The organism is Rhodopirellula baltica SH 1, assembly GCF_000196115.1.
Taxonomy (GTDB): domain Bacteria; phylum Planctomycetota; class Planctomycetia; order Pirellulales; family Pirellulaceae; genus Rhodopirellula; species Rhodopirellula baltica.
In genome coordinates this window covers 4,626,794-4,645,912 of sequence record NC_005027.1, presented here as the reverse complement: position 1 = coordinate 4,645,912, position 19,119 = coordinate 4,626,794, and the positions used below count along the sequence as shown (strand labels likewise).

The 19,119-nt window shown below is 57.5% G+C and carries 20 protein-coding genes; 4 read left to right on the top strand and 16 right to left on the bottom strand.

Annotation, left to right across the window (positions count from 1 at the left end; genetic code table 11):
• Positions 1-4: 4 nt before the first annotated feature.
• Both RB_RS17860 and aroH read right to left on the bottom strand, forming a co-directional pair.
• A complete protein-coding gene (locus RB_RS17860) occupies positions 5-988 on the bottom strand; it encodes a hypothetical protein (RefSeq protein ID WP_193427741.1) in 984 nt (327 codons plus the stop codon).
• A gap of 4 nt (positions 989-992) precedes the next feature.
• Entirely contained in the window at positions 993-1,418 is a 426-nt protein-coding gene (gene aroH, locus RB_RS17855) for a chorismate mutase (RefSeq protein WP_007325001.1), read from the bottom strand.
• A 668-nt stretch (positions 1,419-2,086) separates the two neighbouring features.
• Here aroH and RB_RS17850 point away from each other — a divergent pair.
• Positions 2,087-2,584, top strand: a complete 498-nt coding sequence (locus tag RB_RS17850) for a DUF4430 domain-containing protein (protein ID WP_231845748.1) — start codon at positions 2,087-2,089, stop codon at positions 2,582-2,584.
• Positions 2,585-3,184: 600 nt separating this feature from the next.
• Here the strand turns inward: RB_RS17850 and RB_RS17845 are convergent.
• The 14 genes from RB_RS17845 to RB_RS17775 all read right to left on the bottom strand — a co-directional run bounded on the left by RB_RS17845 (position 3,185) and on the right by RB_RS17775 (position 15,486).
• Complete coding sequence (locus tag RB_RS17845; RefSeq protein ID WP_007338792.1) at positions 3,185-4,261, bottom strand: sugar kinase; 1,077 nt, start codon at positions 4,259-4,261, stop codon at positions 3,185-3,187.
• Positions 4,262-4,405: 144 nt separating this feature from the next.
• Positions 4,406-5,215, bottom strand: coding sequence for a D-mannonate oxidoreductase (locus tag RB_RS17840; RefSeq protein WP_007332279.1), 810 nt, complete (start codon positions 5,213-5,215; stop codon positions 4,406-4,408).
• Positions 5,216-5,608: 393 nt separating this feature from the next.
• A complete protein-coding gene (recJ, locus tag RB_RS17830) occupies positions 5,609-7,408 on the bottom strand; it encodes a single-stranded-DNA-specific exonuclease RecJ (protein ID WP_007338790.1) in 1,800 nt (599 codons plus the stop codon).
• A gap of 39 nt (positions 7,409-7,447) precedes the next feature.
• On the bottom strand, positions 7,448-7,612 hold the full coding sequence (gene rpmG / locus RB_RS17825; protein WP_007324504.1) for a 50S ribosomal protein L33: 165 nt from the start codon (positions 7,610-7,612) through the stop codon (positions 7,448-7,450).
• A gap of 181 nt (positions 7,613-7,793) precedes the next feature.
• Positions 7,794-8,483 (bottom strand): transposase, encoded by a 690-nt coding sequence (locus RB_RS17820; RefSeq protein ID WP_231845747.1) that lies wholly within the window; start codon positions 8,481-8,483, stop codon positions 7,794-7,796.
• A gap of 74 nt (positions 8,484-8,557) precedes the next feature.
• Complete coding sequence (locus tag RB_RS17815) at positions 8,558-9,415, bottom strand: DUF1559 domain-containing protein (RefSeq protein WP_164922172.1); 858 nt, start codon at positions 9,413-9,415, stop codon at positions 8,558-8,560.
• Between the two features lie 82 nt (positions 9,416-9,497).
• Positions 9,498-9,824, bottom strand: a complete 327-nt coding sequence (locus RB_RS17810) for a hypothetical protein (protein ID WP_231845746.1) — start codon at positions 9,822-9,824, stop codon at positions 9,498-9,500.
• Between the two features lie 299 nt (positions 9,825-10,123).
• On the bottom strand, positions 10,124-10,663 hold the full coding sequence (locus tag RB_RS17805) for a hypothetical protein (protein WP_011121976.1): 540 nt from the start codon (positions 10,661-10,663) through the stop codon (positions 10,124-10,126).
• Positions 10,660-11,085, bottom strand: a complete 426-nt coding sequence (locus RB_RS17800; protein ID WP_164922171.1) for a type IV pilus modification PilV family protein — start codon at positions 11,083-11,085, stop codon at positions 10,660-10,662. The genes RB_RS17805 and RB_RS17800 overlap by 4 nt, the downstream gene beginning before the upstream one ends.
• Entirely contained in the window at positions 11,085-12,158 is a 1,074-nt protein-coding gene (locus RB_RS17795; RefSeq protein WP_011121974.1) for a type II secretion system F family protein, read from the bottom strand. Before RB_RS17795 ends, RB_RS17800 begins: the two co-directional genes overlap by 1 nt.
• Positions 12,155-13,243 (bottom strand): type II secretion system F family protein, encoded by a 1,089-nt coding sequence (locus tag RB_RS17790; protein ID WP_011121973.1) that lies wholly within the window; start codon positions 13,241-13,243, stop codon positions 12,155-12,157. The genes RB_RS17795 and RB_RS17790 overlap by 4 nt, the downstream gene beginning before the upstream one ends.
• Entirely contained in the window at positions 13,240-14,448 is a 1,209-nt protein-coding gene (locus RB_RS17785; protein WP_164922170.1) for a hypothetical protein, read from the bottom strand. The genes RB_RS17790 and RB_RS17785 overlap by 4 nt, the downstream gene beginning before the upstream one ends.
• Positions 14,445-14,921 carry a hypothetical protein gene (locus RB_RS17780; RefSeq protein WP_007338782.1) on the bottom strand — a complete coding sequence of 159 codons (477 nt, stop codon included), beginning with the start codon at positions 14,919-14,921 and terminating at the stop codon, positions 14,445-14,447. Before RB_RS17780 ends, RB_RS17785 begins: the two co-directional genes overlap by 4 nt.
• On the bottom strand, positions 14,914-15,486 hold the full coding sequence (locus RB_RS17775) for an RNA polymerase sigma factor (RefSeq protein ID WP_231845745.1): 573 nt from the start codon (positions 15,484-15,486) through the stop codon (positions 14,914-14,916). Before RB_RS17775 ends, RB_RS17780 begins: the two co-directional genes overlap by 8 nt.
• Before the next feature lie 339 nt (positions 15,487-15,825).
• Here RB_RS17775 and RB_RS17770 point away from each other — a divergent pair, with 339 nt between their 5' ends.
• Genes RB_RS17770 through RB_RS17760 form a run of 3 tightly spaced genes read left to right on the top strand, consistent with a single transcriptional unit; the run spans position 15,826 to position 19,054 of the window.
• Complete coding sequence (locus RB_RS17770) at positions 15,826-16,221, top strand: GntR family transcriptional regulator (RefSeq protein WP_011121968.1); 396 nt, start codon at positions 15,826-15,828, stop codon at positions 16,219-16,221.
• Positions 16,218-17,213, top strand: a complete 996-nt coding sequence (locus RB_RS17765; RefSeq protein WP_011121967.1) for an ABC transporter ATP-binding protein — start codon at positions 16,218-16,220, stop codon at positions 17,211-17,213. The genes RB_RS17770 and RB_RS17765 overlap by 4 nt, the downstream gene beginning before the upstream one ends.
• Positions 17,210-19,054: a hypothetical protein gene (locus tag RB_RS17760; RefSeq protein ID WP_011121966.1), complete on the top strand. Its 1,845-nt coding sequence runs from the start codon at positions 17,210-17,212 to the stop codon at positions 19,052-19,054. The genes RB_RS17765 and RB_RS17760 overlap by 4 nt, the downstream gene beginning before the upstream one ends.
• Positions 19,055-19,119: the final 65 nt, after the last annotated feature.

Here is a 19,119-nt window from a genome sequence, read left to right as displayed (position 1 = left end):
CAATTCAAGCCGTGTGAAAGTTGGTGGATGGATCGGATGAGTTGTGCGCCGACAGCGCGGCAGCAAGTTGTTTCAGTGCGATGGGCGTTGGTTGACCGGTCAGTCCGACTTGTTCCCACCATCGTTCAACGATGGGAGCTTTGGCGGAGGGCAGTTCGGGTTGCCACATCGACAATGCTTTTGCCAGGGGAAAGCGATTGCTTGGGATCATTCCCGAATCGGCCGCCTTGGAAAGAATCAACGGAACGATCGCCGTTGTCCATGGAAGTTCCGACGATGTGCCAGCTTCACCTGTTGCTGTGTCGCTGCTTGTTCGAGTTCCACTGCTGCTGTTGTGCGTTCGTGTATGCGAGCTGATTGCCATGCAGGTCAGTTGGTAGACCAAACGCAACCATTCGGGAACGTCAGGATCCATGTCGGTGAGGACCGCTTCGATCCACACGCTGGCTTGTTGAGAACTGGCACCCGCTGCACCGTTGGCGATGGGTTGCACCGCATGAACGCTGACCCGCGACGGCCACCAGTCGGTCGGAGGACTGCCGTTCCAGATCGCTTTTCCGACGGAGCGAACCAGTCCGGGGCCGTAGGACTCGTAAGCCTGTTTGAGAGGCGCGTATCGCAGTCGAAGCTGGTCCGCCAATCGAGGCGATCGCGCTGTGAACGCCCGCCGACATGTTTCCAAACCACGATGAATCGCCATCGCAATTTGATCGGATTGCAGGTCGGAATGCCCGCCGCGAATCAATGCGATTTCGCAAAGTGCGGGCGAGAGTTCCACGTCGTTGTCTTGGGCGATGGCTTCATCGATCAAGTGTTCCCAAATGACTGCGGGATCAATGGAAGCGTTGACCAATCGTGTGCAGACGGACTGGACCGTGGGCTGAATCGCTTTCTGCAGCGATGCGTCCTTCAAATCACGTTGCCAACTGATCCACTGGACCATTCGCAAGAGACTGAGGGTGGTGGAGGGGATCCACTGCAATTTCACGGTTTCAGTCCTCTTTGAGGTGTTCCGCGATCCATCGTTCCAATTCCTCAATGTCCACCGCGGGAACCTTTGACAGGTCGGGCCGCAACTTCACCGCATCACGAATGTAAACGTGCTGGATCTCGGACTGAGACTTTGTCGTGTTCCAGTGAAGCAGGACTCGAATGCAACGTGGCAGTGAGCCTTCGACCGAGACTTCGTACCCGCACAGCAACGGAACTTCGAGCCACCCGAGTTGACGAGCGGCGAGGGCAGGGAACTCGCTGTGCAAATCCTTGGTGACCGTGAACGTCGCGCTGGCCAAGTCCGCGGAATCGATCTCGTTGCGGCGGATCATCAGCGCCAGCAACTGAGTCGTTGCTTTGAGAATCTCTTCGCGGTCATCCTGTTCGACGGTGGTGGCCCCGCGAACTCCCCGGCACATGGTCATTTCGTTGCAAATCCTGTTTTGAGACGAGCCTCTTTGTTTCGTTACCATAGTCGTAATCTCAATTTGCGACTACTGGGGATCTCCTGCTTTCACCTGGCGTGCGATCGTCCTGGAGCGACTTGCAAGAGTTTCACGGAGCAAATTGGAAGACGCCAGGCGACGTGTAGCCGACGGAGGCCCTCCGTCGGCCTGAGCGCCGATGATCGCAGCCGGTGGCGGGTTTTCAGTAGGGATGAGGTGATGGGCGCGCGGGTGGTTGGTGCGTTGCAGGGGTGTTTTTGCCGACTGAGGGGCCTCAGTCGGCTACGGTTGCTGTGGGATGGAATGCGGTTTTGCACTGGTTGAGGGTGGGTTCATCGTTGGCCTCGTCGAGTGCGGTGGTTGGAATTGGAAGGTGCTAGGCGACCTGTAGCCGACGGAGGCCCTCCGTCGGCCTGAGCGCCACCGATTGCAGCCGGTGGCGGGGTTTTCAGTGGGGGCGAGGTGATGAGCTTGCGGGTGGTTGGTGCGTTGCAGGGTGTTTTGCCGACTGAGGGGCCTCAGTCGGCTACGGGTGCCGGATGGGTGTGGTGATTGGGGGTTCCCATGACTTGGGCGTGTTTTCGCGGTAAGTTGTGGGAAATCATTTTGCGAGGTTCGCTCGCTACCACGTTTCACAGGCAAACATTGTGTTTACAAAAACGACACGGAAGTCATCGCTGGCAGCGAGACACTTTTTCACGCAGGCGAGTGAAAGCCGTTTTCGTCCACTGTTCTGCGTTCTGCTGGGGACGGTTTTGCTGAGCCTCAGTGGGTGCGGTGGATCCACCGCGCCAGTCGCTCCCCCGGTGATCGAGGACTACATCCCAACCGGCGAGGTCACGCTCGAGTTCGTGATCGACGACGATACGACGAAGTCTTACGTTGTCGACAACGTCGCCGAAGGATCCACATTGGAGGATTTGATGCGGAATCTAAGTGCACCGAAAATGGAGATCGGTGGCGAAGGCACCACCGCGTTTGTCAATTCGATCGAGGGAGTTGCCACCAACGCAACGCGAGGATGGACCTACACGGTTGACGGCGAGTTCGCGACAAAGGGGATCGGCACGATGGAACTGAATCCACCTACCAAGATCGTGTGGAAGTACACAACCTTTGAAGAGGCCACTGCCGAGAAAGAGTGATCGGTGTGTGGAAGGTCGACCAACGCTCGGTAGGCCATGTCTTTTATGGCGATGTTCATTGGTGAGTTGGCGCAGGTCGTTCGTTGATCGGCTCGTGACCATCGCCAGGCACAGCCTGGCCTACGGCTGTCCAGCCGCATTGCCCGAATGTCGCGGAACGCTTCGTTGGGCCTGTCTGTCCAGCGAGGTCGTCCAGTTTGTTGATCTGGCGGCGACTTTCCGAGGCACTTCACTTCCCGCCGCATCATCGACGGCGGCCCCTACCGGGCCGGCATCCTGATCTTCATCCACGTTCTTGGGGCTTCCACCCAATGGCACTACTTTACTAATTCACCCTCCTCCCTGGGAGGGTCGAGCGAAGCGAGGGGAGGGGCGAGCATCGGAACCAGCACGCAACCCTCCCCGGCCCGAAGCGGGCCGACCCTCCCAAAGGGAGGGTGAAATAAAACCGGACGACCTCTTCGCAGGCGGGGCTCTCAAGGCGTTGCTGGCACAGCACTTAAAAACTGCTCGAACCTCCCCGAGGGAGGGTGAAGGAAGTGGAGCTTTCTCCTCGGTGAGGAGGAGGTTTCAAAAGAATTGGAAAACGTCCTGCGGAGCTTAGCGTTGGACGCGGGCGTTGCCCTTCCAGATGCTCCAGACTTGGTCTTCGTCGGCGGGTTGGCCGTAGTCGGTGTAGAGCGTTGCGGTCAAAGCACCGGTTGCCCATCCGAATTGCGAGCTCTTCTCGGCGTCCCAGCCTTGCAGCACGCCGTAGAGCAAGCCACCGACGAATCCGTCACCGCCGCCGATGCGATCGATCACGCCGATTTCGCGAGGCTCGATGACGGCGAACTCGGTTCCGTGCGAAACGATCGCGCCCCAGTGATGCAGGTTGGCGCTCTCGACTTCACGCAGGGTGGTCGCGAACAGAGTCGTGTCGGCGTATTCCTTTTTGACGCGATTGATCATTTCCTTGAAGCCATCGATCTTCGCGGAGATGTCACTGCCGCCGGCTTCGGGGCCTTCGACGCCGAGGCACAGTTGGAAGTCTTCTTCGTTGCCGATCAGGATGTCGGACAGGCTGGCGATTTCTTTGAACTGAGCGGCCAGTTGGTCTTCTCGACCTTTCCAGAACGAAGCCCGGTGGTTGAGGTCAAACGAAATTCGCGAACCGTGTTTCTTGGCCGCACGAGCGATCTCCAAGCAGAATTCGCTGGTCTCTTCCGACAGTGCAGCGATCAGGCCAGACAGGTGAACGATCTTGGCACCATCGGTTCCGAAGATGCGATCGAGGTCGAAGTCTTTGACGTTCAGCTTGCGGCCGACTTCACCGGCGCGGTCGTTTTGCACGCGAGGTCCACGCGAACCCCAGCCGCTGTCGGCCATGTTGATTTGGTGACGCACGCCCCAAGGATTGTCTTGAACGAATTCAGGGCCTTCGTAGTCCATGTGACGGCCAGCCAAGTCATCTTTGATGAACCGAGCAACGGGGCTGTCTTTGACGAACGCGGTCAAAATTTTGACGGGCAATCCCAAGAACGATGAGATGCTGCCGACGTTGGATTCAGCGCTTGTGGCTTGCATCTTGAACGTGTCGCTGCAGTGGAACGGTTGGTGGTCCACTGGCGTGAGGCGAATTCCCATGCTGGTGGGAATGACCATGGCGTATTTGGCGTCGCTACGTAGTTCAATCATGGGACAGTGTGGATGGGGAAAGTTGGGATGAAGGGATGAGCCGTTGTGAGCGGGCTGTCGCGTTGAAATCGTTTCTGTGATTTGCGAATCCGAATTCTGGTGAATCCGGCTACCGACAATCCGGGAAGTGCCTTTGAAGCAGCGCTAGATCGTGACGGATGCGAATCCGCCGTCGACCGCGATGTTTTGACCGGTGACAAACGAAGAGGCTTTTCGTGAAGCCAACCAGATCGCGGCACCGGCGAGCTCTTCGGGTTTTCCGAAGCGAGCCATCGGGGTGTGCCCGATGATTTGGCCGCCGCGTTCGGTGTACGAACCGTCGTCGTTGTAGAGCAGTTTGCGGTTTTGTTCGGCGGGGAAGAAACCGGGGCTGATCGCGTTGACTCGCACGCCGGTGGTCGCCCATTCGCGAGCCAGCCACAGGGTCAGGTTGATCACCGCGGCTTTCGCGGCCGAGTAAGCCACGACGCGAGAAAGTGGGATGATGCCCGACATCGAGGCAATGTTGATGATGCTGCCGACGCCGGCTTCGATCATGGCGGGGGCGAACACTTGGCTGGGCAACAAAGCTCCGCCGACCAAGTTCAGGTCGAACACGTGCTGCCAAGCTTCGCGAGGCAACCCGCAGACATCGCCGCCTGGTGGAATCGTCGCGTCGGGATGGTTGCCGCCCGCGGCGTTGACCAGAATCGTTGGCGTCCCGGCCCAAGCCGTTATCGCGTCGCGAGCTTCGGCCAACGAATCCGCTTGCATCCCGTCGACGGCGAAGAATTTGGCTTCGCCTCCGCCCGAGGTGATGGCTTTGACTTTCTCTTCGCCGCGTTCCGCGTTGCGTCCCAAAACTGCCGTGCGAGCTCCGGCCGATCCGAGTGCCTGGGCCATGTGGCCGCCGAGCTCGCCTGTGCCGCCGATTACGACCGCGACATCATCGTTCAATTCAAAAAGAGTATTCATAGTGGCGGTACTTTACTCGCAACGCGACGCAGAGAACAGCACGCGAAACAGGGAAGTTTTGCCAGTCGAACGACGCAGGGTCTATGGAGGGCGTGCAGTTTTTTTGATTCCGCTTTTCGGCCGATTTCCACATGGCCTACCTCTCCCGGAACGAAGTTTCAGGAGAGGTCGAGCGACGCCGTTCGGGCGTACGCGAGGGTGAGGGCCGAGCATGGGAAACGGCGCGGACAGCCCTCCCCGGAATTCTCGCTGGACGCTCGCATTCCGACCCTCACCAAATACGTTCAGGAGGGTGAATTCAACCTTGCGAGCACTGAGATTCAACCTTGCGATCACTGAGCTTGTAAAACTGCACGACCTCTTATGGAGGAAAGTGGCAGCTTCTTGTCCGCCTCAGGTTTGTTTTCGCCAGTCCACCAAGTGAACTTCGACACTGCGATAACCGTTGAACTCGTTGATGACGGGCCGGTAGGCGATCTCGATCGGGCCGTTGTGTTGGTTCAGCGGTTCGCACCAATCCGCGGCACCGAAGGCGACCCCGCGAATGACGCGTTCGCCTTGTTTCAGACGCACGGACAGGTGGTTCTCGCCCTTGCCCATCTTCTTGGCCGGTTCGTTGAGCTCGATGTCGCGGCCCATCAACACCGGACGCGGGTTGCCGGCGCCAAACGGAGCCATCGTTTCGATTTGCTTCATCGTTTGCAGGTTCAGTTGACCGAGGGGAGCCTCCGCATCGATCTGAATTGCCGGTGCCAGTTCCTGTTCGGACCACTGCTTCGAAACCGCTTCGCAGAAGTCACCTCGAAAGGCTTCGATGTCGGATTCGCGAATGGTCAGTCCGCCCGCGGCTGGGTGACCGCCGTAGCGAACCAGTCGGTCCTCGCATTCTCGCAGGGCTTCGTAGAGGTTGATGCCTGTGCCGCCGACGCGTCCCGACCCGGTCGCGTCGACTTTGCCCGCGGTGTCGAGCGAAAGAATGATCACGGGTTTGGCGTATTTCTCGGCCAGTCGTCCGGCGACGACTCCGATGACTCCGGTGTGCCAGCCAACTCCAGCCAAGACCAATGCAGGATCGTTTTCAGGATCGAAGTCTGATTTGGCTTGTTTTTGGGCGGCCAGTTGAACGCTTCGCTGCAGCGTGTCGCGGGTTCCGTTGAGCTGGTCGATGTATTGGGCCAGAGCGACGGCGCGGTCGCCGGCTTCGATCGTCAGCAGTTCGATTCCCAGTTGGGCTTGGCCGAGTCGTCCGGCGGCGTTGAGCCGAGGAGCCAGGCCGAAGGAGATGTTTTCGGTCGTCAATTCGCTGGCTTGGTCGAGTTTGGTCAGCTTCATCAGCTCCCACAAACCCGGCAGCGGTTCAGTCTGCATGACTCGCAGGCCGTGATTGACCAGCACGCGGTTTTCATCCAGCAACGGGACCACATCGGCAATCGTTCCGATGGCGGCCAGCGAGAGCGATTGCATCAGGAATCGCTTCATCGGCGGTGTGACTTTTTTCTGCCCGCATTTGGCTTGGCACAGTGACCAGGCGAGTTTGAAGGCCACGCCGGCGCCGCAGAGTTCGCCAAACGGGTAAGCCGTTCCGGGCAGTCGCGGGTGGACGATGATGTCGGCGTCGGGCAGTTCGTCGCCAATTTGGTGGTGATCGGTGATGATCAGCGTCACGCCAAGTTCGCGACAGAGTTTGGCGCACTGCAGGCTGGCGATGCCGCAATCGACCGAGATGATCATCTGCTTGCCGCGAGCGACCAGTTTGCGGATCGAGTCCTCGTTCAGGCCGTAACCTTCTTCGAGCCGGTTGGGCACGTGGTAGCTGACCTCAGCCCCGATCAGTCGCAGGCAATTGACCAGGATGGCGGACCCGGTCATCCCGTCGGCGTCGTAATCGCCGTAGATGACGATCGGCGTTTTGGCTTCTGCGGCCGCCAGGATTTTTTCCGTCGCGGCAGGCACGCCGGGCAGCAACTGCGGGTCACGCAGGCTGGTCAGTTTGGTGTCCAGGAATGTTGCGGCGTCTTCTTGCGAATAAACGCCGCGACTGACCAACAACTGAGCGACGACCGGAGGCAACCCCGTGGTGCGAATCAATTGTTCGACCAACGGGGCGTCGTGTGGAGTGATCCGCCATTCCCGCTTCGTCCCGGAATCAACAAGCTGGTTGGAATCGGAAATCGAGCTGGAATCGGTACTCAAATCGACCGTCGTCCTTGAATAGAGTCGGCGCTGAAACGCTTACTTTTTCTTTTCAGCGTGCCAGGTGTGCTTGCGCAAGTTGGGGTTGTACTTCTTCAAGCGAAGCTTTTCCCCACCAGGCTTTTTGCGGAGGGTGTAGTTGTATTGTCCGGTTTCTTCGCAGACCAGGAAAATGGTTTCTGCTTTTTTCTTGCTCTTGGACATCAGACGTGCCGGCGTGGTTTGTCAGGGAAATGAATTTTCGAGCCCCAGAGTATGACTAGCCAGGTGCGATTTTGGCAAGTCGTACTTTTTTGGGGGGAATCGGGGGTGTGATTGTCGCCCATCGACTCCGCTCGATGGAGAAAGGGCCTAGATCCGGCGACCCTCAACGTAAACCTGAGTGTCATCCATTGGGGCTGACCCAATGAAGAAACTGGCCCTCGCAAAGGTTTGCCTTCTCCGGGTTTTCTTCGATGTACCGACGCAGATATTCGTATTGCTCACCTGATCGAACAAGATGATCGAAGGCATCGGATTGCCAGAGCTTTCCGCGCCGTTCCAACGCAGCGTTGATTTTCTTGGCGGTGAAATGAAGCCACGAGAAGCACTGTTTCGACATTGAGTCAGGATCAGCGAACGACGCCAGTAGATGCACGTGATTGGGCATGACGACGAAATCACCGAGTCGATAGCGAATTCCGTCGAAATGGTGCAATGCATCGGCGACAATGCAAGCGATCTCAGGACGTTTCAAGACACACGCACCGTGACAATCATCAAGAAAACGTTCGTGCGTCTGCCTGAATTGTCTCTGGAACGTGTCTTTGAGTTTTTGTTCCAGGGAGTGGGCAATCGATTTCCAGTTCAGCGTCGTGGCCTCGGGGTGGCCTGCTCGATGCAGCCAGTCGACCCGTTCACGATCCCATCGATCGATTACGACCGCGGGGATGGAATCGGCCAGTCGAAAGGTGATGAACACGATTGCTCCCGCTTGCGACCAGTGCGGTTTGCAGCGTTCCTGGATAGAGAACTCGGCGGATGGGTCGAACGGTTCGCCTAACATGCTGTCGTTGTATGTTCGGGGTGACTCCATTGGACGGAGCCAATGGGCGACTGTTGGTGCGAAGTATATGACTCCATCGGGCGGAGCCGATGGGCGACAGTCAATCACATCTCTTCGTCGACAAATTCTCCGTCGGCTCGGTGACCGAGGTAGGTGTAAATTTGTGGGTCGATGTTTTGAGATAGGAATCGGACCGCGCCATCCGCAAAGCCGAAGTTGCCGCCGCCGGGATGTTCACTGGCGAAGCCTCCGACGAACTCGGGAGGATTCTCGTCCACGGTCGCCGCACCCATCGCTCGGATGCCACCACCGATCATTGTGCCGGTGTTTCGTAGTGTGCTTCGTGTTCCAGACGCCCATCCAAGTGATCTGACGGTGGGAACCATTTCGCCAATCAGGATCGTGTGACTGCTGCCGTCATAGATGTCGCTGTAGCGAACCTCGCTGTTGAGAAACAGCAGTCCGTTGTTGTCTTCGTCGATCGAAGCTTCCACGTCGTGATGGCAGCCGGCGTAGTTGGAAAGTCCAGCCGTCTTTTCGTCGTTGGTTCCGAATGGAAACGATGGGCACAAGAACGCGGAGATCTGATACGCGCGAACTTTTGCATTGGCCGGAGCATAGACGCTGGCGGTCAAATCAAAGTCGTCGGCGGTACCCTGCTGTTCGATGTAAGGCAGCAAGCGAACCAGGAAGCTGATGTGCTCGCCGTTGGGCGTGTTGACGATCGGACCGGTTGGGTTGGTGGTTCCCGGCGGCAAGTGCTCCATCGAGAATTCGTAGTTGTGAGTCGCCAAGGTGAGCTGAGCGATGTTGTTGGAACAACTCATCCGCCGCGCCGCTTCCCGTGCGGCTTGCACCGCCGGCAACAGCAAACCGACCAAGACGCCGATGATGGCGATCACCACCAAGAGTTCGACCAGCGTGAATGCACGCCGTGACGAGGGAGGGAATTTCGTTGCCATGATAGATTCCTGGGTTCGAGGTGGGGCCGGTTGAAAAGGTCGGTGGAGCAATGGATTGAGATCAGGTGAGTGTCGTGGTCGGCTAGAGCTCGGAAGCGATTTGCCAGGTGTTGGACCGCTGGATGCGACGTGGGTTCTCGGGATCTTGTTGGCCCAATCGAGCTATCACCCGAATGGTCAGGGAATCCTCCGAAGCGTCGTCTCGCGTCACTTCGATTTCGATTTCGGCCGGTTCATCACCGCGAATCGCGTCGCTGACCGACCAGGTTTCTCCGGTGTAGGCATTGTCTTCACGAAGTTGTCGGTGGGCTCGGACCAATCCGGCTTCGAGCAGCCAATCGGTTTGTTCCACTCGAAGCAGATGGTTGGTTTGCCGACGGTGTGTCAGGCTGCTTTTTAGCGAGGTCATCACTAGTGAGATCGAAATGCCCAGGCACACGAGCACGTAGATCAGGGCTGTGCCTTTGCGCGGTTCGCGTGGGGTGTGGGGTTTGTGTGGGGTGTGGAGGCTTTGTTCAGGCTCGGCCCTCCCCTCGCTTCGCTCGACCCTCCCAGAGGGAGGGTGAAGAGGAAGGGAGCTTCGCTCAAACCTCCCGGCGGGAGGCCGGGGAGTGAATCTGTTTTGCTCGAGCTTTCCTGTGGGAGGGTGGAGAGTGGGGGTGGTTTGCTTGACGTTTTCGAAGGGCGGGTGAAGGGGGGATGTTTGTTTCATGGCTTCACTCCAAATCGTGCGTACCGATTCAGTTCCATTCGCAAATGCAAATCGTTGCGATCGGTTGTGTCCGAGTTGGTCGCACTGGGTTCGTTTGTTTGCGGCAGTCGACTTGGGATGGGAGTTCCGCTGGAACGTTTGATCTGCAGCGTGATCGCTTTGGGAAGCTCGGTGTCGTTCCAGATGACGCGTGAACCCGGTTGCAATTCAAAGACATCGGTTCGCGTGGTGCTCGCGTCGATTTGTTCGGTTCGCTGGATCACTGGGCCATCGACTTGATACACGACCTGCAGCGATGGCAGTTCCAATGTTTGGCCGTCAACGGAAGCGTCATTGGCGGTGCGCGCATCGTCCCGAATCATCCTTGTCAAACGTGTCAGGTTGGTTTGGTGAGCTTGCCGGGAATTCATTTGTTTGGAGAGTTTCATGGATTGGTGAATCCAGCCGATGGAAACAGTGATCAGTGATGAAAGCAGCGAAAGCACGATCATCAGTTCAACCAAGGAGTGCGCGTGGCGTTTGGAAGATCGGTTCATGGCGATGCCTCCTGTTGAGCGGTCGTGTCCAGGACCCAGCCGACCAGTTCGAGAGGCTTGCCCGGATGGCGGCGTTTCCAATCCAATCGCAGAGCGACACGCGGACCGAGTTCATCGTCGATCAAGTCACCCGACCATTCAGGTTCGGTCAATAAGTTTCGGAGTTCTTCGGATGCCTCGAGTTCGTCGAGCGTGGTCGCGATGTCATCCAGTGGCAGAGACGTGATCCGTTCGAGTTCGCTGGACACCGCCCAGGTCGCGATGCGTTGTTGATTGGTGTCTTGCCAGACCCTGTGAATGCGAAAGGTCAACGACGTCACGACTGACATCAACGCGATCATGATCGAGGCGGCGACCACCAACTCGATCATCGTGAAGGCATTTCGCGAGGGTGACGTTCGGCGAGTGGAGCGATGGTTCATCACGCGAGGGCTCCAATCAGGCTGGTGAGTACAAGGAAGATCGCGATGCAAACCCAAGCCACAACAGCGGCCAACAGAAACAGACTGGCCAACGAGATCGCTTGCGTCAGGAGGTGACGACGAACCGAACGCCGGTCGAATCGAGATTCTGCGAGCCATTGCAGCAGCCAGGCTTGGACATCGCTTGATGCGGCCACCGACAGGGCTTGCGATTCTCGTGTGGTCAAGATTTTTTCGCTGGCCAGCGTTGCCCAGGGATCTTCGCCTCGCTCCACCCGTTCACATGACGCGGCGAGTCGACGTCGTGTTTGGGGAATGTGATGACACTTCGAAAGGGTTTCGAGTCCCGAGGCGATCGGACGGCCGGAACCGACCACGATGGCGAGCAATGAAAGCAAATTGACCGCAGGGGGAACAAAGCGTTCGTGCCATCGAAACGGATTGAATCGTTGCGGGCGTTTCTCTCCAAAGAAGAACAAGCGTCCCAGGAGCATCATCGCGAAAATCGCGATGCCAAAAAAGAAGAACTCGCCACCGCGTCGGCTGACTGAGATCAACGCAATGGTGATCGGTGGGAGTTCCAGGCCAAACTCTTCGAACATCTTTTCGAACGTCGGCATGATGAAAATCATCATGAATGACAGGATGAACCAAGCGACAATGAATCCGAACAGCACACGGGTGAACTCCGATCGCGGGTTCCGCCAACTGGAGTCGGTTGATTCCGATTCCAGTCCCTGGTCGGAGATCAAGGCTTCATAGGTTTCACTCAGGGTTCCTGTTTCGCTTGCCAAGCGAATGGCCATCAAGCCGGAAGGAGCCAAGATGCCTGGTGTTTGTTCGAGTGCATCCGCGACGGGCGTGCCTGCTTTCAGGAGCATCGCCAAATGGTTCATTCGCATTCCAACGGGGCCGCCAAATTCGGCCGCGAGAAGATGCACCCACTTGGCCGGATTCGCGCGGTCTTGATGGGCGACAAGCAACGTTCGCACGAGGGCTCGTTGCGGGATCGATGAAAGAGCCAGCAAGCCGTCGGGTGTGTTGTTCTGCGGTTGTGTGGATGCTGTGCTCATGTCAATCCACTGATGAGTTGCACGAGGGGCATGAAGAGCGCGACCATCACCCAGCCAATGGTCATCCCCAGCATGCAGACGATCATTGGCGATACCCATATCAAAACGTCGCGGCGTCGGTGTCGTTCGCGATCGCGATAGATGGCGGCGACATCTCGCATGCAGTCGGATTGCTGTTGAACCGGTTCGGTTTGCACGGCGTGCACCATCAGATGGCACGGTTTGCCGTGGAAGTGTGTCGGTCCTGTTAAAGGTGTTCGACCGTCGTCGATTGATTGAACGCATCCTGCGCTGAGATTCGACATCCATCCGGATGAACTGCTCTCACCAGCGATCTGGTAGGCCTCTCGGCGCGTTAAGCCGACGTCCAGCAACATCGCAACATGCTCCGCCCACGATGCCCAAACCAATCTGGCGGGTGTGAATAGGCGACGACCCAGTCGAACCCACGGCGGGTGTTGACCGATCCGGCGAGAGCGATAGCGAATCAACTGCACGGCCAGGAAAACCAAGATGACGCTGGTCAGCAACACCAGGCCATAGTCGCGAGTGAAGTGAGAAATCGCGAAAACCACTTCGGTTGCCCACGGCAATTCCAAGCCGAATTCGTCCATCATCTCTTCAAAGGCTGGTACCAACAGCACGCAGATGATCATCAGAATCGCGATGCTGGCGAAGGCGAGAACCAGTGGGTAAACGAGAATGATCCAAAGGCGATTTCGAGTTGGCCGGCCCGACAGTGTGCTTTCCCACCGCCGAACCGCGTCTTCGAGTCTGGTTTTCTCATCGGCAACCTCGGCGGAGTGGTTGTCTTGAGGAGCCGCTAGCATCGGTTGGCAGATCGCAAGTGCTTCGGGGTGATGCAGCACGTCGTCCGCGGTCACTGGTTGATCGAACCAGCGGCTCATCAATTCCATCTGCTGAGCCACGTGGCCAACGGATTGTTGAGCGGCTTGATGCAGTTGCAACGCGATCATGGATCGTCGCGAAAGCAGTTGTTCCATTTGTTTCCGAACGTGCTGCAGCCCAGGTGTTCCGGGGGCAACCAGTTCAGGCGTGACTTCTTCATCCGGAGTGTCATTCATGATGTCACTCCTGGCTGGACGAAAGCTTTCGTCACCGGGGTGTTGGCCCGTTGTGGTCGACGGACTTGGAAGTCCATCGTACGGTCGCCTTGCTCGCGTTGTGATCCGGGAAGCTCAGATCCGGGAAGCTCCCTTGCGAACACGTTCGTATGCCGGGGTGAGACTGCACCAACGAACGAGCCCACCTCATTTAGATCGTTTGTGTTTCGCGCAATGGGTTGAGGTGCAGCGGGCGGCGTTGGAGCGAGCGTTTTCGGCAGGTTGCCAGCGGGAAGGTCCCGAGTGGGCTTGGAGAGGTCGTGGATCAATGACACCAGCGGATTGAACAAGGCAAAGCTGTATGCCATCACTCCAGTGCCGCCGATCAAAGCCGTCAGCACAATTGGAAGCACGACTTTCAGCACGCTCATGCGATTGGCGGCACTTGTTTGGAAGTGAGATCCCAGTCGCAGCAACGTGGTTTCGGAGGAAGCGTTGAGAACACGGCCGCGAAGCGTGGTTTGCACTTGGTTGCGAGTGTCTGGAGCACTGTCGAGAAGGTCGCAGCTCAGATTCACGGCTTCTTCGGCTGGCACATTGGTCTTGGCCATCGCGGCGATCAATCGCATCGCAACGGCTGATGCGTTGTCACGAATGAAGGCTGAGCCTCCCAGTCGAGCGGCCCAGCGTGAGACACCACCGGTGATCCAGATCAGCAAGCAGATGCCGAGCAGGACAAAGGGAGCAACGGCCAGCACGCTGGGCAGCAAATCCACGATCGGATCTGAATGTGGAGCTTGCGGGGTGGAGGGAACCAATTGCATATCGGCACGCAGAGCGTTGACGCTGGGGCCGATGAAGTACGTGAAGAATGTCAAACCCAGGTAGCCGATCACCGCCAGAGTCAGCAGGTAAATGCATGAGCCCCACAGCAAACGAGAGAGCTTTTTCTCGGACCGTGTGTCGTGGGTCAAACCATCCAAGATGATCTGCATGTTTCCGGTGCGATCGAACACTTCTCGAGCGGCACGGTAGCGGGTCGGCCATTCTGCTGCGGGTTGGCGTTTCAGCAGTTCGACTTTGTCGAGCGTCAGTATTCCGTTGACGCTGCCGCCGTTTCCCAGATGGATGGGGACGCGAGCCATCACCGCGGCGGCGAGACCGTCATGGAAGACGTTGGATGGAGGATCGGAAGTTGGCGACGACGAAGAGGTTGGGTCGCTCATCGTTGGCGTCCCGAATCTGCGGTGGGATCGGCGTTTGTACGGTTTTGTTTGGATGGGCGCCGTTGATCCATCACTTCCATCAACGCCCAATCCAGCGATTGATTGGTCAGCGATGATCGCAGCATTGCTTCTTGTTCCACTTCATCACTGGTCACTCGCGGAAGCGGTGCGATGGATTGCATCGATTGGCCAACCCAAACAAACGACAGCATGGCAGCCATTCCCAAGCCGAGCATTCCGAGTGCTCCGCCGGTTTGTTTGCGTGTTTGGTTTTGATGGCGAACGGATTCAAGGACTCGTGGACGAAGTTCGGACGATGGGCGTACGTAGCGACCCGCGTTGCGAATCAAGTCCTCGACGGAATCGCCGTTTTGAAGTTTCCAGTTGTCCAATTCGTAGCCGTGGTTGGGTCGGTTGTATTCGCCGCCTGGATCAGATGAGCGGTCGTTCGGGAATGAGTTGCGATCAGCCATGCGTGGGCACCTCCGATTCGACGTCGCCGCGTAAGAGCTGCGTCATCTTTTGCATCCCATAGCGATAACGACTGGCTGATGTGCCAGGAGTGATCTCCAGGACGTCAGCGATTTCGAGGAACGTCATTTGTTCCCAGATTTTCAGCACGATCACTTCGCTCTGTTCGGTGGGCAATTTGCGAAGGGCTCGCCAAACCTCTCGGACCGTTTCTTCTTGTTCCAGTTCATCGACTCGCCGAACGGTCAGCAGGTCCGTCAGGTTGTCGACCAAGCTCCAGCGAGATTTGCGTCGCGTGATCAGGAGCGATTCGTTGCGGACCATTCGCAGCAAGTAATTCCACGGTTGATCGGCATCGCGAACCAATCGTGGCCGCTCAGCGACTTTCACCAGCACCGTTTGCACCGCGTCTTCGGCGTCGTGCTGGTTCCGCGTGATTGTCGTGGCAAACCGCACCATCCGAGTCGACGTCAGGTCGATCAGGCCAGCGACCGCGTCTCCGCCGTGAACCACCATGTGGTCGACGCACTGAAAAACGCGTTTCGAAAAGGGGATGGAATTGCTCATCAACCAACAGGATGCGCCCCGGCGAGTCATTTGTCTAAACAATTTGAAAAAATGTTGGCTGCCCCGCCCGCGCCCCCGCCCTCGCCCTCGTGCTCGTGCTCGTGCTCGTGCTCGTGCTCGATTGCTCGATTGCTCGATTGCTCGATTGCTCGATTGCTCGATTGCTCGATTGCTCGATTGCTCGTGGTTTCGATTACGAGCACGAGCACCGGTCTTCGACCTGAGCACGAGTTTGGTTGCGAGTGCTGGTCTTCGACCTGAGCACGAGTTGAATTTCAAAAAAACAGTTGACTCGCCGCCTCGGCAGTTGTATTAATGCGTTAACACAAGGGGTCAGTTGTGAAGATTCATTTATCCGACGACGGCGTGCCGCTTTACCAACAGGTGGTCCAGCAGATTCGACATCGAATTCTGTCGGGGCAGCTTTCTGGTGGAGACGAGATGCCCGCCATTCGAACGTTGGCGGAGCAATTGCGCGTCAATCCGAACACCATCGCGCGAGCTTATCGCGAACTCGAACAAGCGGGCTTGGTCGAGAAACGTCGCACCCGAGGCACGTTTGTCTCGTCATCGCCAACGTCGATGTCCGCGAAAGGAAAGCGGGAGGCGATCGAGCCCGCGATCGATCAATTGCTCGTGCTCTCGCAAGGGCTGGGCGTGGATGCCAAAGAATTGTCGCAATGGATTCTCCGTCGCGATGAAGAGTTGCAACGCAAACGGGGAGAAACGTCATGAACGCTGTTCAAGAGTCGTCGGTGCAAGATGCCGTGGTGGTTGAGAATCTGAGTCAACGATTTGGCCGGACGGAAGCACTCAACGATGTTTCGCTGAAGATCCCGCAGGGAACCGTGTTTGGGTTGTTGGGGCTCAATGGCGCCGGCAAGACCACTTTGCTGCGTCACTTGTTGGGGTTGCATCAACCGCGAGTCGGCAAGGTCCGCGTGCTGGGATGCAACCCGATCACCGATCGCGAAAAAGTGATGCGGCGAATTGGGTACCTTTCTGAAGAAGACAGCTTGCCGACTTGGATGCGAGTTCGTGATCTGACCCAGTTTTGCGAAGCGATTTATCCGGCTTGGGATCGAGCGTACGCGGCGGAGCTGTGTGAATGGTTTGAGTTGGCACCGGATACCAAGCTTCGATCGCTCTCCAAGGGCGGTCGAGCACGAGCGGGTTTGATTGCCGCGATCGCTCACAAGCCGGATCTGTTGGTTTTGGATGAACCCGGCAGCGGGCTGGACCCGATCGCTCGCGATGACATTTTGCAAGCGATCATTCGAACGGTCAGCTTGGAAGGCCGGACCGTGATCTTCAGCAGCCACTTGCTCGACGAGGTCAGTCGGGTGTGTGATCAGGTCGCGATCATGCATCAGGGCAAACTGATTGAATCCATGCCGATGATGGCGGTCGACGAACGCTACGAAGAATGGATCTTGCGATCGCGTGACGAGACGATCACGACACAACACGCTCGGAGAGATTGTCCGGTGGAAGCAGGTTTGGGCTGGCATCAGGAAGACGGTGAATGGTCGCTGTTGGTGCCTCGGCAATCGGATTTGTCGCCGGCCGCGTTGCCGCCGGATTGGCAATGGATTGAAAGCCGTCATGTGACGCTGAAGCGTTTGTTCGAAGCTCACGTGCGAGCCCCGCGGCAGTCAACGATGGCTGGGGATCCTTCAGGCCAAACGCCAGGTCGTGCGGCTGCCACGATGGAGTCGTTGTCATGAACGCATCATCCATTCAGCAATCGACCATTCAGCAATCGGTGGCGACTGGTTCATCCGCGAATGACACGTTCGACACCGAACGTCGCAGCGATTGGCAAAAGGACTGTCTTGCTGCGGCGAGATTGCTTTGGGCCCGCTGGGGCGGAGTGTGGAGAAAGCTTTGGTTGTTGTCACTGATTGGTGTCGCTTTGGCCGCGTGGATACACCGATTGTTTGGAACGGATGTTTTGCTCGCTTCCAACGCGATTGTGGCGGTGATGGCGGTGACGCACAGCCCATTGCTGTTATGGTCCATCTTCGCGGTTGATTGGTCGGGTCCAGACATCGAGCGGAAAGCCTCGGGGTTCGATGCGTTTCTGCTGCGCAGTCCAATCCCATCGAGCCGATTGTTGTTCGTCGCTGCTGTGGCTCGACATGCGGCGATTGCGATCTCGTTGATGATGATTGCGATCGCGATTGAGTTTTCACTCGCGGACAAAAACCAGCATGAGTTTTGGGTCTATCCGGCGCTATGTTTGTCGCTTGGTACGGGGTCGATGGCAGTGCTAGCGTTCTGTTGGCGGCCTTTCTCGTGGAACGGGTATCGAGTCCTCACTTTGCTGGTGCTGATCCCGGCCGGTTACATGGTGATGTGTTGGCCACTCGTAGCACTGGATTCGGGGCATCCGAAATGGTTGCTGCTCGTGTATTTTCCATGGCTGTTGCTCTCGCTTTGGGGAGGAACTCTTTGGATCACGTATCGATCATTGGAGCTTGCCCGTGCCAACTCGTATGGCTTGGATGATGCCGGTTCGATCACGGCGAGGATTCGTGAGTTTGCATCATCGATCGGCGAGTGGATTCTCGGTGTGGGGGCGTCGGTGCGGCGAAGTGGACAAGCGTCGGCGCTGGCCTGGTTTGACGGTCGTCAGTCACGGGCAATGCGGTGGTCGATGATCGCGTGGATTGGCTTGCCGACGCTGGTGTTGCTGGCTTGTTTGCCGCTCAATTTTGCTTCCGTGGTGGTCGCTGGTTTGATCGTGCTGACGTACACCGCGTTGTCGACGGCGGGCGGTTGGGGGGAAGTCAGCGGCATGCGACGAGGGTCGCAGGGCAGGGCGATGCCATTGTTGTTGGCGGTCAGCCCGGTTTCGCGAGAAGTTCTGGCCGCGATCAAAGTGTGGCGAACGATCCGATTGGTGTTGCTGGCATCGTTGGTCACGTTTGGCGTGCTGGGGGCCTTTGCCATCCCGGCCAATCAGCCGGTGTGGAATCAATGGTCCGAGTCGATGGCGTCGGGTACTGGTGTGAGTTCTTTTGCGATGGGAGTTCGAGTGTCACTGGCGATTGCTCTGTTCTCAACCATGGTTTTGGTTGGACGCGGTGTGGCCATGCTGTGGTTGGCGTTGATGGCCGATCGCCGAGTCTCTGCCGCGGTCACTTTTGTGGTCAGCGTTGGTTTTCTCTGGGGGGCCTTTCGATTGGGATCGTGGTTTGCCAGTCAAAGTGAGTGGGAGGTCATGTTGCAAGAGTTTCGACTTGGCGTTTTGCAGATTCTAACTTGGGTCACGTGGTTGCTGTGGGCGAAGCTCGCCACGGTCGTGGTGGCGTTCGTGCAGGCCATTCGGCAACCGGGAACGCCCAAAGCTTGGATTGCAAAATCAGTCGCGGTGTGGTGTCTCACCGTTGTGTTGCTTTCCGCTGTTTTGATGGGGGTGTTGCCCCAGCAAATCGTCTTGAGCGAATCGTGGGGAACCTGGAGACCCACTTTCTTACCGGTCGCGATGGTGATCGCTTTGGTGATACCGCTGGCGAGAGTTTTGATTCTGCCATGGGCCGTCGGGCGTGACCTTCACCGATGAGTTGTGGTCGACGCAATGGAGGTCGTGCAGTTTTCAAATGTTGTGTTGCAATGCCTCCCCCAAAA

Bases quoted from the DNA above. Each gene is read 5' to 3' on its own strand.
- aroH (WP_007325001.1), bottom strand. From the start codon at position 1,418: ATGACCATGTGCCGGGGAGTTCGCGGGGCCACCACCGTCGAACAGGAT.
- RB_RS17845 (WP_007338792.1), bottom strand. From the start codon at position 4,261: ATGATTGAACTACGTAGCGACGCCAAATACGCCATGGTCATTCCCACC.
- RB_RS17840 (WP_007332279.1), bottom strand. From the start codon at position 5,215: ATGAATACTCTTTTTGAATTGAACGATGATGTCGCGGTCGTAATCGGC.
- rpmG (WP_007324504.1), bottom strand. From the start codon at position 7,612: ATGTCCAAGAGCAAGAAAAAAGCAGAAACCATTTTCCTGGTCTGCGAA.
- RB_RS17820 (WP_231845747.1), bottom strand. From the start codon at position 8,483: ATGGAGTCACCCCGAACATACAACGACAGCATGTTAGGCGAACCGTTC.
- RB_RS17815 (WP_164922172.1), bottom strand. From the start codon at position 9,415: ATGGCAACGAAATTCCCTCCCTCGTCACGGCGTGCATTCACGCTGGTC.
- RB_RS17810 (WP_231845746.1), bottom strand. From the start codon at position 9,824: ATGACCTCGCTAAAAAGCAGCCTGACACACCGTCGGCAAACCAACCAT.
- RB_RS17805 (WP_011121976.1), bottom strand. From the start codon at position 10,663: ATGAACCGATCTTCCAAACGCCACGCGCACTCCTTGGTTGAACTGATG.
- RB_RS17800 (WP_164922171.1), bottom strand. From the start codon at position 11,085: ATGAACCATCGCTCCACTCGCCGAACGTCACCCTCGCGAAATGCCTTC.
- RB_RS17795 (WP_011121974.1), bottom strand. From the start codon at position 12,158: ATGAGCACAGCATCCACACAACCGCAGAACAACACACCCGACGGCTTG.
- RB_RS17790 (WP_011121973.1), bottom strand. From the start codon at position 13,243: ATGAATGACACTCCGGATGAAGAAGTCACGCCTGAACTGGTTGCCCCC.
- RB_RS17785 (WP_164922170.1), bottom strand. From the start codon at position 14,448: ATGAGCGACCCAACCTCTTCGTCGTCGCCAACTTCCGATCCTCCATCC.
- RB_RS17780 (WP_007338782.1), bottom strand. From the start codon at position 14,921: ATGGCTGATCGCAACTCATTCCCGAACGACCGCTCATCTGATCCAGGC.
- RB_RS17775 (WP_231845745.1), bottom strand. From the start codon at position 15,486: ATGAGCAATTCCATCCCCTTTTCGAAACGCGTTTTTCAGTGCGTCGAC.
- RB_RS17765 (WP_011121967.1), top strand. From the start codon at position 16,218: ATGAACGCTGTTCAAGAGTCGTCGGTGCAAGATGCCGTGGTGGTTGAG.
- RB_RS17760 (WP_011121966.1), top strand. From the start codon at position 17,210: ATGAACGCATCATCCATTCAGCAATCGACCATTCAGCAATCGGTGGCG.